This is a genomic window from Pseudomonas cerasi, from assembly GCF_027983475.1.
Taxonomy (GTDB): domain Bacteria; phylum Pseudomonadota; class Gammaproteobacteria; order Pseudomonadales; family Pseudomonadaceae; genus Aquipseudomonas; species Aquipseudomonas cerasi.
In genome coordinates this window covers 20,996-35,519 of the sequence record NZ_JAQJVM010000002.1, presented here as the reverse complement: position 1 = coordinate 35,519, position 14,524 = coordinate 20,996, and the positions used below count along the sequence as shown (strand labels likewise).

12 protein-coding genes are annotated in these 14,524 nt (G+C 61.0%); 7 read left to right on the top strand and 5 right to left on the bottom strand.

Annotated elements, in window-relative coordinates; genetic code table 11:
- The first annotated feature begins 7 nt into the window (after positions 1 to 7).
- Positions 8 to 2,611, top strand: coding sequence for a DNA ligase D (gene ligD / locus PI739_RS09270; protein ID WP_271351765.1), 2,604 nt, complete (start codon positions 8 to 10; stop codon positions 2,609 to 2,611).
- 87 nt (positions 2,612 to 2,698) lie between these two features.
- On the opposite strand, the gene pssA is transcribed toward ligD, so the two are convergent.
- Complete coding sequence (gene pssA / locus PI739_RS09265) at positions 2,699 to 4,042, bottom strand: CDP-diacylglycerol--serine O-phosphatidyltransferase (protein ID WP_003436422.1); 1,344 nt, start codon at positions 4,040 to 4,042, stop codon at positions 2,699 to 2,701.
- Between the two features lie 293 nt (positions 4,043 to 4,335).
- Here pssA and PI739_RS09260 point away from each other — a divergent pair, with 293 nt between their 5' ends.
- Positions 4,336 to 6,522 carry a TonB-dependent receptor gene (locus PI739_RS09260; protein WP_046719227.1) on the top strand — a complete coding sequence of 729 codons (2,187 nt, stop codon included), beginning with the start codon at positions 4,336 to 4,338 and terminating at the stop codon, positions 6,520 to 6,522.
- 38 nt (positions 6,523 to 6,560) lie between these two features.
- Here the strand turns inward: PI739_RS09260 and PI739_RS09255 are convergent, their stop codons facing one another.
- Complete coding sequence (locus PI739_RS09255; protein ID WP_187809392.1) at positions 6,561 to 7,703, bottom strand: glycerophosphodiester phosphodiesterase; 1,143 nt, start codon at positions 7,701 to 7,703, stop codon at positions 6,561 to 6,563.
- A gap of 274 nt (positions 7,704 to 7,977) precedes the next feature.
- Here PI739_RS09255 and PI739_RS09250 point away from each other — a divergent pair, with 274 nt between their 5' ends.
- From PI739_RS09250 to PI739_RS09240, 3 genes are all read left to right on the top strand, one after another.
- A complete protein-coding gene (locus PI739_RS09250; protein ID WP_044308573.1) occupies positions 7,978 to 8,910 on the top strand; it encodes a 2-hydroxyacid dehydrogenase in 933 nt (310 codons plus the stop codon).
- Positions 8,911 to 9,018: 108 nt separating this feature from the next.
- The gene (locus tag PI739_RS09245) at positions 9,019 to 9,741 is read left to right on the top strand and encodes a CTP synthase C-terminal region-related (seleno)protein (RefSeq protein ID WP_054081633.1); all 723 of its coding nucleotides are present in this window, start codon (positions 9,019 to 9,021) and stop codon (positions 9,739 to 9,741) included.
- Complete coding sequence (locus PI739_RS09240) at positions 9,738 to 10,064, top strand: antibiotic biosynthesis monooxygenase family protein (RefSeq protein WP_024661476.1); 327 nt, start codon at positions 9,738 to 9,740, stop codon at positions 10,062 to 10,064. The genes PI739_RS09245 and PI739_RS09240 overlap by 4 nt, the downstream gene beginning before the upstream one ends.
- Before the next feature lie 4 nt (positions 10,065 to 10,068).
- Here the strand turns inward: PI739_RS09240 and PI739_RS09235 are convergent, their stop codons facing one another.
- From PI739_RS09235 to PI739_RS09225, 3 genes are all read right to left on the bottom strand, one after another.
- Positions 10,069 to 11,487: a short-chain fatty acid transporter gene (locus PI739_RS09235; RefSeq protein ID WP_003436434.1), complete on the bottom strand. Its 1,419-nt coding sequence runs from the start codon at positions 11,485 to 11,487 to the stop codon at positions 10,069 to 10,071.
- Between the two features lie 217 nt (positions 11,488 to 11,704).
- On the bottom strand, positions 11,705 to 12,361 hold the full coding sequence (locus PI739_RS09230; RefSeq protein WP_003370578.1) for a CoA transferase subunit B: 657 nt from the start codon (positions 12,359 to 12,361) through the stop codon (positions 11,705 to 11,707).
- Positions 12,362 to 12,403: 42 nt separating this feature from the next.
- A complete protein-coding gene (locus PI739_RS09225; RefSeq protein ID WP_003391701.1) occupies positions 12,404 to 13,105 on the bottom strand; it encodes a CoA transferase subunit A in 702 nt (233 codons plus the stop codon).
- Positions 13,106 to 13,234: 129 nt separating this feature from the next.
- Here PI739_RS09225 and PI739_RS09220 point away from each other — a divergent pair, with 129 nt between their 5' ends.
- Positions 13,235 to 14,125 carry a LysR family transcriptional regulator gene (locus PI739_RS09220; RefSeq protein WP_003436436.1) on the top strand — a complete coding sequence of 297 codons (891 nt, stop codon included), beginning with the start codon at positions 13,235 to 13,237 and terminating at the stop codon, positions 14,123 to 14,125.
- Positions 14,126 to 14,212: 87 nt separating this feature from the next.
- The gene (locus tag PI739_RS09215) at positions 14,213 to 14,494 is read left to right on the top strand and encodes a hypothetical protein (protein WP_003436437.1); all 282 of its coding nucleotides are present in this window, start codon (positions 14,213 to 14,215) and stop codon (positions 14,492 to 14,494) included.
- Positions 14,495 to 14,524 lie beyond the last annotated feature (30 nt).

Here is a 14,524-nt window from a genome sequence, read left to right as displayed (position 1 = left end):
ACCGGTGATGGCCAAGCCCGCCAGTGAATACACCCGCAAGCGCAACTTCGCCATCACCTCCGAGCCTGCCGAAAGCAAGCGCAAGGGCAAAGGCAAATCGCAGCCCGGTGCGCTCGGTTTCGTGATCCAGAAGCATGATGCACGGAACCTGCACTATGACTTTCGACTGGAGCTCGATGGCACGCTCAAGAGCTGGGCCGTGCCCAAAGGCCCGAGCCTGGACCCCACGCAAAAACGCCTGGCAGTGCATGTCGAAGACCATCCGCTGGACTATGCCGGCTTCGAGGGCAGTATCCCGCAGGGTCAATACGGTGGCGGTGATGTGATCGTCTGGGACCGGGGTGTCTGGCAACCGCACGGCGATGCGCAAAAGACCTACGCGGAGGGCAAACTCAAGTTCACCCTGGTCGGCGAGAAGCTCAGCGGTGACTGGGCGCTGGTGCGTACCCGGCTCAAGGGCAGCGGCAGCAAGGAACAGTGGCTGCTGATCAAGGAAAAGGATGACATCGCGCGACCTGCTGCCGAGTACGACATTACCCAGGAGCAGCCGCAAAGCGTGATCAGTGGTGCTCATGTGGGCGCAGAGCGCAGTACTCCGAAAAAGTCCGCGGCCAGTGCTGCAAACGGAAAAGCCAAGGCCTCCACATCAAAATCAAAAGCGCCGACGCCAGCGGCAAAGCCGACGCGCAGGAAAGCGAAATCGGCTTTCCCGGACACGCTTTCGCCGCAACTGGCGACGCTGGTGGAGGCGCCGCCAGCCGGTGACTGGCTGTACGAAATCAAATTCGACGGTTACCGCATGCTGACCCGTATTGAGGGCGATGACGTGCGTCTGTTCACGCGCAACGGGCATGACTGGACCGAGCGGCTGCCGGAGCTGGTCAAGGCGTTCAAGGGCATGAAGCTGCGCGACAGTTGGTTCGACGGCGAAGTGGTGGTTCTCGACGAGCAAGGACTGCCTGATTTCCAGGGCCTGCAGAATGCTTTTGACGCGGGGAACAGCAAGGACATTCTGTATTACCTGTTCGACATGCCGTTTTTGAGCGCGGAGGACCTGCGCGAAGTGCCGCTTGAGCAGCGTCGTGACGCCTTGAAACACGTTCTCGACGCACAGAAAAGTCGCTTGTTGCGTTATTCGGATGCCTTTCAGGCGGGTCATCAGGACATTGTCGCGAGTGCTGCGGCAATGGGCCTGGAAGGGGTAATCGGCAAGCGTGCCGGCAGTGCGTACGTCAGCAAACGCAATGCCGACTGGATCAAGCTCAAATGTCGCTTGCGGCAGGAATTCGTGGTCGTCGGCTACACGGCACCGCAGGGTAGCCGATCGGCGTTCGGTGCCTTGTTGCTGGCGGTCAATGCCGGTGAGGACGGGCTGGTCTACGCCGGGCGGGTCGGCACCGGGTTCACTGAAGTGAGCCTTGAGCAACTGCATAAACAACTGAAGAAGTTGCAGCGCAAGGATTCACCGCTGGCCAAAAACCTCTCCGCGTCCCAGGCGCGTGGCGTGCAGTGGGTGGAGCCGAAACTGGTCTGCGAAACCGAGTTCGCCCAGTGGACCCGCGAAGGCATTGTCCGCCAGGCTGCCTTTGTCGGGCTGCGTAACGACAAGCCGGCCAAGGACGTGGTGCGTGAAGATGCTCAGCCTGCCAAAGTAGCCAGCCAGACCCCAACCAAAACGGCAGCGCCACAGGCGCGCAAAAAGGCCGCGCAGGGAAAAGTTGATGTGGCGGGCACCGGGGTCAGTCATCCGGACCGCATCATCGATAGCAAGACCGGCACCGGCAAGATCGAACTTGCGCAGTTTTACGAGTCCATCGCCGACTGGATTCTGCCGTACCTGAACAAGCGTCCCGTGGCACTGTTGCGTTGTCCGGAGGGTATCGACGGTGAGCAGTTTTTCCAGAAGCATGCCGAGCATCTGGCGATCCCGCACATCAGACAACTGGATCGTGCGCTGGACCCCGGGCATGCGGCGCTGATGGAAATAGATTCGTTGCCGGCACTGATCGGTGCTGCGCAAATGGGCGCCATCGAGCTGCATACCTGGGGGGCGACGCGTGACAGGATCGAAACGCCGGACCATTTCGTGCTGGACCTTGATCCCGATCCGGCTCTGCCCTGGCGCAGCATGATCGAAGCCACGCAAATGGTGCTCGCCGTACTGGAGGAGCTGGGCCTGGAGGCTTTCCTCAAGACCAGCGGCGGCAAGGGTATGCACATCATCGTGCCGCTGGCGCGCCAAGCCGACTGGGACACCGTGAAGGCGTTCGCCAAGGCCATCGCCGAGTTTGCCAGCCGTCAGTTGCCGGAGCGCTTCACCGCCACCATGGGGCCGAAAAACCGCGTCGGAAAAATCTTCATCGATTACCTGCGCAACAGCCGCGGCGGCAGTACCGTGACTGCCTATTCAGTCCGCGCCCGTCCAGGGTTGCCGGTCTCGGTGCCGATCGCGCTGGATGAGCTGGCGGGTCTGAAGTCCTCGGCGCAGTGGGACATCACCAACCTTGAGCAGCGTTTGAAGCGGCTCAAGGACGACCCGTGGGCCGGTTACAGTAACCGGCGCAAGATCACGCAGAAGATGTGGAAACAACTGGGTGCCAAACGGCCTTGAGGCAAGGCCACTGTTCGGCGTTTGCCAAGGGATACGTGGCGCCGGCACGCCTGACTATGGCTGGCATGCCGGCCGCACGTTTAAGGCTCAGAGAATCCGGTACAACAGTCGCTCGACCCGCACGCGGCTGACACGCTTGAGAAACTTGCGTACGCCTTCGGGGTAGTTGGCGAGGGTGTCGAGTTCGTCATACTGGTTGACGCGCTGCGTGTTGCGCATCAAATGGGCGATTTCCGCTTCCCGTGGTTCGCTCCATCGGCCCTTTGGATCGTCGATCAGCAAGGCGTTTTCCAGGTCCAGGTTGAAGGCGCGAGGGTTCAGGTTGTTGCCGGTCAGCAGGGTATAGCGCTGGTCGACCCAGATGCCTTTGAGGTGGAAGGTGTTATCGCCGTGTTTCCACAGGTGCACATTGAGGCGGTGCTGGGCGATTGCCTTCTGATGCTTGTGGGCAAAGCGCCGCAGGCTGATTTCATACAGATAGGGCAGGGCCGAGATCACCTTGAACGGCTCATCCGGATCGATGAAGAAGTCGTTGGCGGTCTTGTCGCCAATGATGATGTCGACCTGCACACCGCGCTTGAGCGCCCGGTTGATCTCGCGAGTCACGGCCACCGGCAGGTTGAAGTATGGCGTGCAGATGGTCAGCTGGATCTTGCTCGACGCGATCAGATCGCAGATGGCGCGGTTGAGATTGTTGCGCGGGCCGACGCCGAGCAGCGGAATCACCCGCATGTCGCCGTTTTCCTTTTCGCCCGCCGAGGTGTCATAGGCGGCGCGTTTCAGGTCGCCACGAAACGCTCGGATCTCGCTGCGCAAACTGCGTGAGCTGGGTGGCGATTGCAGATCGAGGCGGTGCACGGCCGGCGAAGAGAGTATTTCCCGCTGCACCAGATTCTGGAAAGCGTCGGCCAGTGCCGCGTTTTCGATCAGGTGATAACGGTCCAGACGGTATTTGTCGAGCTTGTGCAGGTAGACGTTGTTGATGCTCGCGCCGCTGTAGATCACGCAGTCGTCGATCACACTGCCCTTGAGGTGCAGCACCCCGAACAGTTCGCGGGTCTGCACCGGCACGCCGTAGATCGGCACTTCTTCATCGTATTCGAGGTTCTGCGCCTGATACCAGGTCGAGTTGCCGGGCTGGCGTCCGGCGCCGATCAGGCCGCGTTGTGCACGGAACCAGTCGACCAGCACCACCACATCCAGCTCCGGCCTCGCGGTTTTGGCGGCGTACAGCGCGTCGAGAATCTCCTGGCCGGCTTCATCCTGTTGGAGGTACAGCGCGATGATATAGATGCGTCGGGTGGCCGAAGCGATCCTTTCCAGCAGGCAGCGTCGATAGTCGGCGGCAGAAGGAACAATGGAGATTGCATCGCTCTGCAAGGCAAAACCACGAAGTGCTGCCAGGGTCGAGCGTCGGAAAGTGGACTGCATAGGCCTCTCGATGGGAAAACCAATAGCCTGTGAGCTTACACGACAGTCGCCCTCCTGTGGCTGTCGCCAACCTGTTTCAAAGCATTGCGCAACGCCACGGAAGCTCATGCGTGCCGGGGGCCTGACACTCCGGCGCAGTAACGCTTGTGTGGCGCCGCTCGATTATCACTTTTCACGTTTAAACAAATGATAAGCATTACCAGTAACATCTGATATCATTTCGCATCCACCCGATCGGCGATGTCCAGGACGGTTGCTTCCGATCTCGTTCAACCTGTCTTCAGGACCTATTGATGAACTCACCATCGTTGCCGATGCGCCTTACGTTGCTCGCGTTTTGCTGTTCCATTGGATCTCCGGCCTGGGCCGCTGCAGAGGCTGCCACTCGGCAGGACGGCCCTGTGGTGCTGGGCGAGACCGATATCAGTGCCGACAAGTCCGACCCTCACGCGCTTGCGCCGGTTTATGCCGGCGGGCAGGTGGCGCGCGGCGGGCAACTGGGTGTTCTGGGCAATGCCGACATCATGGACGTGCCGTTCACCATGAGCAGCTACACCGAACAGTTGATCGAGGACCAGCAGGCCGAAACCGTAGGCGACGTACTGCTCAATGATGCATCGGTGCGTCAGTCGAGTGGCTATGCCAACGCCTCAAGTATCTTCGTCATTCGCGGCTTCAAGCTGACCACCGATGATATTTCCTATAACGGTCTTTACGGCGTACTGCCGCGCCAGATCATATCGGCCGATGCGCTGGAACGCGTTGAAGTGTTCAAGGGCCCCAATGCCTTCATCAACGGCGTGACACCCACCGGTTCCGGGATTGGCGGCGGCGTGAACCTGCAGCCCAAGCGCGCGCAGGATACGCCGACGCGTCGTTTCACCACCGACATCAGCAACGACGGCCGGATCGGCGAGCATCTCGATCTGGGGCAGCGCTTCGGCGAAGGCAATCGCTTCGGCGCGCGTCTCAACCTGTCGCAGCGCGAAGGCGAGACCGGTGTCGAGGACGAAGAGCATCGCAGCAAGCTGTTCGCGCTGGGGCTTGATTACCGAGGTGACAACTTCCGTCTTTCCGGTGATTTTGCCTACCAGAAGCAGCGCATCAACCAGAGCCGCAACACGGTGTTTGTCGACAGCGCTCTGACCAGCGTGCCGCATGCTCCGGACTCGGATACCAATTACGCGCCGAACTGGACCTGGACCGAAACCGAAGACACCTTCGGCATGAGCCGTGCCGAGTACGATCTCAACGAGGACTGGACGCTGTACGCCGCAGCGGGCGCGAAGCACACCCGCGAGGTCGGCGTATATGGCTCGCCAACTGTCCACGATGCCGCGGGCAACACCACGGCCGCACCGTCTTTCATCCCGCACGACGAAGACAACAAGACCGCCATGGCCGGCATCAACGGCAAGCTGCAGACCGGTGCGGTCAGCCACAAGGTCAACTTCGGGCTCTCCGGCATCTGGACCGAGCAGCGCAGTGCGTATCTGTTCGGCGGCACCTCCAGCAACAACCTTTACGAACCTGTCTCCCAGGAGCGCCCGGCACTCGACAGTTTCACCGCAGGCGATCTGAATGATCCCGGCATTGTCGGCAAGAGCCGCATGCGCAGCGTCGCGCTCTCCGACACATTGGGTTTCTTCGATGATCGACTGCTGCTGACCGCAGGCCTGCGCCGCCAGCAATTGCGTGTCCAGGGGTATGAATACGGCAGCGGCCCGCGCAATGCGCTGTACGACGAAGCGATCACCACGCCGGTCTACGGGGTGGTATTCAAGCCCTGGCAATATGTGTCGTTCTACGCCAACCGCATCGAAGGTCTGGCGCAAGGTCCGACGGCTCCAAATACAGTCACCATCAACCCTGGCGAAGTTTTTGCGCCGTCGCGTTCGAAACAGGTGGAAGCGGGCGTCAAGCTGGACATGGGGACATTCGGCGCGAGCCTGGGCGTGTACCGCATCGAGCAACCGGCTGACGGCTACCAGGTTCTGGAAGGCACCGGGTCGCGTTATGTCCGTGACGGTCAGCAGCGCAACCGCGGCGTGGAGATGAACGTCTTTGGCCAGCCTGTCAGCGGCTTGCGTCTCCTGGCCGGTCTGACCCTGATGGACACCGAGGTGAGCGGTACGGACGGTGGCAGCAACGACGGCAATCGGGCCGTGGGTGTGCCGACCTTCCAGTTCAACGCGGGTGCCGATTGGGATATTCCGGGAATCGAAGGCGCGGCCATCAATGCGCGCATGCTGCGCACCGGTGGGCAATATGTCGATGCTGCCAACAACCTGAGCATCCCGACCTGGAACCGCTTCGACCTGGGCGCACGCTATACCTTCAACGTTGCACAAAAGGACGTGACCCTGCGCGCCAATGTCGAAAACCTGATGAACAAGGATTACTGGGAGTCCGCCTATGGCGGTTATCTGACTCAGGGCGAGCCTCGTACCCTCAAGCTGTCGGGCACTATCGACTTCTGATTGACTGGCCGCATCGCCGGATGCGGCCAGCCGCTGGATCAGTAGCCGTTACGCTTCAGAATCGTTTCAATGCTTTCTTTCGCTGGCCGCCCGTAGAACTTCAACAGTTCGGCGGTGCGGTTGGTGAAGAAGCCGTCCGCGCCATCATGGCTGATCCGCTTGAAGTCCTCTGCGTCGTCCACCGTGTACGGGTGGATCACCATGCCTTTCTCGTGGGTCAGGTTGTTCATCCAGGGTTTGACCAGGTCCATATAGCTCTGGTCGCCACCCTTGGCCAGTTGCGACGAAGGGCCGGTGCCGATGGCGCCGTGGGCCTTGGCCCAGTCAATCCACTGCTCGAACTCCTGCGGTGATTTGACTTCCTGGGTCGCGTAATAGCTGGCCTTGTCCTTGGCCCCGGAGTCCTTGAACGCGACGCTGGATTTGGGCTCTATCGAGCCTTCGCCAATCCACAGCAGCATGACCTTGGGCACTTTCGGCATTTCTTTCTGCAGCAGTTCCAGGCTTTGCTTCTCGAACGTCTGCAGGACCAAGCGTCCTGGCATGTGCGCGACATTGACATGGCCGGGCGCTGCCGCAGGGCGCTGTTCGAGCCAGCCGCGTTTGGCCAGCAGTTTCTTCAGGTCGGCTTCGACACCGGGAAACTTGTTCGGCACCTTGGTCTCGATGTACAGCCCCGGCTTGTTGGCGCCGCCCTCGGCGATGTCGATGACCTCATCCAGCGTCAGGATCTGCAACCCGTTGTAACTGTCGCGAGCCCTGTCCGGGTAAGCCTTGTTGAACCACGAGCCGGCATCCAGTTGCTTGAGCTCCGCCAGAGTGAACGTGCTGACCGGGTCTTTTACCCGGGTCGGGAACACGTCAGCGATGTTTGTGGTGCGTTCCAGCACGTCATCGTGCAGCGCTATCAGCACGCCGTCCTTTGTTCGCTGGATGTCCATTTCCAGGTAGTCCGCGCCCAGATCGCGCGCCAGGGTGTAGGCCGGGATGGTTTCTTCCGGTGCGTCGAACGAAGCACCGCGATGGGCGATCACCGCTGGCCAGGGCAGGCCGTATTTCTCGCTCAGCACCTTGCCTGGGGCGTCCGCCGCCGCTGCCATGCCTGACGACAGCATCAGGCCCGACATGACAGCCGCAGCCAAAAGGGTCTTTTTCAACAGGGTGGTGGGAAATCCTTGCATGGGCGGGTGTTTCCTTGTTTTTTGAGAAAGCCTGTTTTTATGAGCAGCCTGCGCGCCAGACCGTAGAGCCACTGGTCGCGTCACTGCACGCAACCATAACGCACTCTGCTGATTGCCAAGTCTGCTTGCGCATTAGTCTGTCCGGCAAATGCGTCCACTTTATGAATGCTCGGCGTGTTCGGGAAGGCTTTTTTCAGTTCCGGCGTCAGCGGCTCTGCACAAGCGCGTCGAGTCGCGTTAAGGTCAACGTTTTGCTGATCGAGCGGGAGCGCGCATGACAACGGTATTGGTGCTGGTCGAAAACCTGGACACGTATTTGCCGATTCTTGAAAGCAGCGGCTTTCAGTTGATTCGCGCCCCGACGGCCGAACTGCGCGCCGAGGCGATTGCCATGCACGGGCCGAGCATCAGCGCAGTGGTGACACGCGGGCCGCTGGGATTTTTCGCTGAGGAAATGGATGCACTGCCGCAGCTGCGCATCATTTGCGTAAGCGGCGCCGGTTACGAGAAGGTCGATCTGCCTGCCGCACAGGCGCGGGGCATCGTCGTGACCAATGGTGCAGGCGTCAACGCCGCCACGGTGGCCGATCATACGCTGGCGTTGCTGCTGTCTTTGGTACGCGACATTCCGCAGGCCGATGCCTCGGTGCGCCGCAGCGAATGGCGCAAGGTGGTGCGCCCGTCGCTGGCTGGCAAGCGCCTGGGTATCGTCGGACTGGGGGCGGTAGGGCTGGCGATTGCCAAGCGGGCAGCCGCCTTCGATATCGCCATCGGTTACCACAATCGCAAGCCGCGCACTGACTGCGATTACACCTGGCATGCTACAGCGCAGGCGCTGGCGGCCGCATCGGATTTTCTGGTCATCGCCACGCCCGGTGGCAGTGGTACGCAGCACCTGATCGACGCCCGAGTGCTTGAAGCGCTGGGCACTGACGGGTTTCTGGTCAACATTGCCCGCGCCAGCGTGGTGGATACCCAGGCGTTGGTCAGTGCACTGCAGAATGAGCAGATTGCCGGGGCTGCGCTGGACGTGTTCGACGATGAGCCGACAGTGCCGGACGTGCTCAAGACGCTGGATAATGTTGTGCTGACACCGCACGTGGCAGGCCTGTCCCCCGAGGCTTCGAGAGACAGTGTGCAGATGGTCAACGATAACCTGCTGGCGTTTTTCGCCGGGCAACCGGTGCTGACGCCTGTGACTGAATGAGCAACCGTGCACGCTTGCACGCGAGGCATTGCTGTAACGCCCATTCTGCTGGTTTTGCTGCCTGTTTATAGTCCCCCGGGCTATACGACATCAAACAGGGAGCAGGGCATGGGCAAAGCAGACAATACAGGCGACGGGATACGGATCGGTCTGATAGGCGACTTCAGTGCGGATGTCCCTGCGCATCAGGCCATTCCATTGGCCTTGCAGAGAGCTGCGGATGCCGCGCAGGTGCCGGTCGGTTTCGAATGGTTGCCGACGCCGCGGATCGGCAGCGGTGCGCAACTCGCCGAATTCGATGGGCTGTGGTGTGTTCCGGCCAGCCCGTATCGGGATATGCAGGGCGCGTTGACGGCCATTCGTTTCGCTCGCGAGCATCGGGTGCCGTTTCTGGGTACGTGCGGAGGCTTTCAGCACGCGTTGCTCGAGTATGCCCGCCACCAGCTGGGCTGGGCAGACGCCGAACATGGCGAAACGGCGCCGGATGCGGCAAACGTGATCATCGAGCCACTCAGTTGCTCGCTGGTTGAATCGGTGGCAGCGATCCAGTTGCAACCCGACACGCTGATTGCCCAAGCCTATGGCAGGCTCGACATCGAAGAGCGCTATCACTGCCGCTACGGCCTGCGCCGCGAGCTGGAGTCGGCGCTGTTTGGCGAGCACCTGAAAGTCAGTGGGCGCGGTCTCGAGGGCGAAGTGCGCTGCATGGAGTTGCAGGGGCACCCGTTTTATGTCGCCACACTGTTCCAGCCCGAGCGAGCTGCGTTGCAGGGTCAGACGCCTCCTGTGGTGGCCGCGTTCGTCCGCGCCTGCCTGAGCAACCCGGCATGATGGCCACGCGGTTTGCCACGCCTTACTTCGCCGTGGTGTTCACCTCGTTGCGTACGCCTGACGATGATCAGGCGTACGCCGAGGCGGCGCAGCGCATGGTCAGCCTGGCCCGACAACAGCCAGGCTTTCTGGGCGTGGAGTCGGCGCGCGGTGACGACGGCCTGGGCATCACCGTGTCCTACTGGCGCGATGAAGCCGCGATTCTGGCCTGGAAACAGCAGGCCGATCATGCCCAGGTCCGCGAGCAGGGACGTTCGCGCTGGTATCAGGCGTTCACCACGCGAATCTGCCGGGTCGAACGTGACTACGCGTTCGACGCTTAACCATTCAGGGCATTACCGGTGGCACATAAGCCAGCGTGGTGCCCAGTGCCCAGAGCAGAAACAGCACCAGCGGCGTGTGGACCAGCAGCTGTACGAACGAGAAGCCTATCAGGTCACGCGCCTTCAAACCCAGTACGCCCAGCAGTGGCAGCATGTAGAACGGGTTTATCAGGTTGGGCAGGGCTTCGGCTGCGTTATAGATCTGTACTGCCCAGCCGAGGTGATACTGCAGGTCGTTGGCGACTTGCATCACGTAGGGCGCTTCGATGATCCACTTGCCGCCACCTGACGGAATGAAAAAGCCCAATATGGCCGAATAGACCCCCATCAGAATTGCGTAAGTGTCGTGCGAGGCAATGCTGGTGAAGAACGTCGAGATGTAATGCGCCAGGGTTTGCGCATCGCCGCCCTTGACCGTGGTCAGCAGCGCTGCGATCGAACCGTACAGAGGGAATTGAATCAGCACGCCGGTGGTGGTGGGCACCGCCCGCGCGACGGCGTCGAGAAAACTGCGCGGCCGCCAGTGCAGCAGAGCACCGAGCATGATGAACAGGAAGTTGTAGGTGTTGAGTCCGGAAATCGCCGTGATCGCCGGTTTGCTCGAAAACTCGTTGAACAGCCAGCCAACGCCCAGCACCACCATCAGGATGATCAGCAGCGGGCTGTATTCCAGCCATTCCCCAGGCCGTGTACGAGGCGGCAGTGGCGGCAGGTTGAAGGCCGGGTCGACACCGCAGGCCTTGGCGTCGCGGGCGCTGTTCGGGCCGGGCGCGGTGGCGTAGGCAACGATCAGTGAGATGACCACCAGCGCGGCGAGCATGACCCCGGATTGCCAGAGAAAGATGGTTTGGGTGAACGGGATCACGCCGGTAATCGCCAGGATCGACGGCGGCAGACTGGCCGGGTTGGCCTGCAATTGCGCGGCCGAAGACGATAGCCCCAACGCCCAGACCGCACCCAGGCCCAGATAGGCGGCGGCGCCGGCTGCGCGGTAATCCATGCGCAAGTCAGTGCGGCGGGCGAGGGCACGTACCAGCAGGCCGCCGAACACCAGTGAAAGGCCCCAGTTGAGCAGCGAAGCGAGCATGGAAATCAGCGCCACCCAGGCCACGGCCGAACGACCGTTGCGCGGCACCCGGGCCAGGCGGTCGATCAGGCGTACCGCAGGCGGTGAGCTGGCGACCACGTAACCGCCGATGACCACGAAGGCCATCTGCATGGTGAATGGGATCAGGCTCCAGAACCCGTCACCGAACGCCTTGGCAGCCTCGGCCGGGCGTGCGCCGATGGCCAGCGTCGCCAGCGTGACGATGACCACCGCCAATGCGGCAAATACCCATGAGTCAGGAAACCAGCGTTCAGCCCATGCGGCGCAGCGCAAGGCAAATCGGGCGGAGCGGCTTTCTTCTATGTTGGCGGCCATCTGGGGCACCTCTTTTTGTAATTATTATCGGGGAGTGACTTAAGCAGCCGACTATTGCGGACGCAGAGCGTCCAGAACGGCGTTCCCAGGCCGGAGCTTGGGAACGAGTATCGTGCCAATTCTCCGCGTTGGCATGCATTTCGTGACGCTCTGCGTCATACCTTTGCGCAGGCCACACAGGCGTGTGGCAACGAGAGGCGCATCAAAGACGCCTGACTCAGAAACTCATCTCGATCACGTCATCCGGCACGATCAGCTTGCCTGCGGTTTTGGCCACGATTTCTTCCACGCTGACCCCCGGTGCGCGTTCGCGGAGGATGAAAGCGCCGTTTTCGATTTCGAGGTAGGCCAGATCAGTCAGCACCTTGCGGATGCAGCCTGCGCCGGTCAATGGCAGGCTGCAACGGGTGAGCAGTTTGGATTCGCCGTCCTTCGACGCGTGGGTCATGGTGACGATGATGTTGTCGGCACCCGCCACCAGGTCCATCGCGCCACCCATGCCCTTGACCAACTTGCCGGGGATCATCCACGAAGCGATGTTGCCCTCGATATCCACCTCGAAAGCGCCGAGCACCGTCAGGTCGACATGGCCGCCGCGGATCATGGCGAAGGATTCGGCCGACGAGAAAATGGAAGCGCCGATGCGCGCGGTGACCGTCTGCTTGCCGGCATTGATCATGTCCGCGTCGATGGTGTCTTCGGTGGGGAAGGCGCCCATGCCCAGCAGGCCGTTTTCCGACTGGAGCATGACGTCGATGTCATCGGGCACGTAGTTGGCCACCAGGGTCGGAATACCGATGCCAAGGTTCACGTAATAGCCATCCTTGAGTTCACGGGCGACACGTTGAGCCATTTGTTCGCGGGAAAGTGCCATCGTCTGAAGCCTCTTTATTGTTGTACGGCCAAGGCTGCGCTATCAGGATTTTCTGACGGTGCGCTGTTCGATGCGTTTTTCGAAAGTGCCCTGAATGACCCGGTCGACGTAGATGCCGGGGGTGTGGATCTGGGTCGGCAGCAGCACGCCGGGCTCGACGATTTCCTCGACCTCGACCACAGTGATCCGTCCGGCGGTGGCCACCACCGGGTTGAAGTTCTGTGCGGTATGACGATAGATAACGTTGCCGAAGTGGTCGGCTTTCCAGCCCTTGATCAGGGCGAAGTCACCGGTAATGGCCTCTTCCAGAATCACGTTGCGGCCGTTGAACTGGCGGGTTTCCTTGCCTTCGGCGACCGGCGTTCCGTAACCGGTTGCGGTATAGAACGCCGGAATGCCCGCGCCACCGGCACGCAGTTTTTCCGCCAGGGTGCCTTGTGGCGTGAGTTCGACTTCCAGCTCGCCGCTGAGCAGCTGTTTTTCGAACAAGGCATTCTCGCCGACGTAGGACGAAATCATTTTGCGGATCTGCCGGTCTTCCAGCAGGATGCCGAGTCCGAAGCCGTCAACGCCGCAGTTGTTGGAAACCACGGTCAGGCCCTTGATGCCCATGCGCTTGATCTGCGCGATCAGGTTTTCCGGAATGCCGCACAGGCCGAAGCCGCCGCAGAGTACCGTCATGTCGTCGGTCAGCCCGGCAAGAGCTTCTTCGTAGGTCGCTACTCGTTTATCGAGTCCAGCCATGATGATCCGCCTTTTGTAGTTGTTGACCGACAGTCGCACTGCCGGAGGATCGGGTGATCTGCATCTTCTCTCGGCAGGACTGATTTGTTAATTTTGTTTTTCTGATCAATTCATAAGAAAAGCAAATATATGAACGTCAAGCAGCTTCGCGCTTTTCTGGCCGTCGCGCAGTACCTGAGCTTCGCTCAGGCCGGCGAGCGACTCAACGTGTCGCAGCCGGCCTTGAGCCTGACGATCAAGAGCCTCGAGGAGGACCTTGGCGGGCAGCTGTTGACGCGCACCACGCGCAACGTCGGTCTGACGCCCGAAGGCGAAACCCTGTTGCCGCTGGCGCGCCAGTTGCTGGCCGACTGGGACAACACCGAAGAACTGCTGCGTCAGCGTTTTACCCTGCAAACGGGCCGGGTATCGGTGGCCGCCATGCCGTCGTTTGCCGGCAACCTGCTGCCAGCGGCCTTGAAGGTGTTTCGCGGGCGCTACCCGCGCGTCAATGTGGCGGTGCATGACGTGATCAATGAACAAGTGCTGGAAATGGTCCGCCATCGCCGTGTCGAACTGGGTATCGGCTTTGAGCCCGAGTCGAACAGTGCCCTGTCGTTCACCCCGTTCTATATGGATCGCTTCGTCGCCGTGGTGCCACGGGAGTCGTCGCTGTCCGAGCGGTGTGAGGTCACCTGGGAAGAACTGCTGCGTGAAGACTTCATCGCCCTGCAACGCCCGTCGGCGGTGCGTTTGCTGCTGGAGCAGGCTATCGAGCCGCGCCACGGCAAGCTGGCGGTCGCGTTCGAGAGTCATCAGTTGTCGACCATCGGGCGCATGGTTGCCAATGGTCTGGGCGTCAGCGCGGTGCCGTCACTGTGCATCGGGCAGATGCAGGAACTGGGGGCCTGCTGCGTAGCGCTGGTGGAGCCGCTGATCGAGCGGCGCATCGGGCTGATGATGCTCGCCGATCACAAGCTTTCAGCGGCGGCTCAGGCGTTGCGCGAGGTGTTGATCGAGAATGCTCGCAACAGTCGATAGCGACTATCACGGCGGATGATTTTTGCTGCGTCAGGGGCAGGCGTAACCTTGCTTCATTCCTGAAATGAAGCCGACCGGAGGCCCCTGATGAACCGTATGCTTGCCCTTGCGCTTGTCCTGACATTCACTGTTGCGCTGGTTTCCGGCTGCTCCACTCACCACGCTGTCGAGCAGCGCGCGTTCAGTGCTGAAGAAAGCCATCAACTGGCCCTTGAAGATCTCAACCGTCGCGGCCTGTCATTTGATGAGTATCAGGCACGCAAGGCGCAATTGATGGCGGATCCGCAGATCCAGCAGGCGCGGGACTTCGATGAAAAAGGCGAAACCAGCGTTGACCTGGGGGTCATGGGGCAGCAGCCACAAGGTTAACAGTCAGCCTGAAAAGGGTTTTACGTAAAA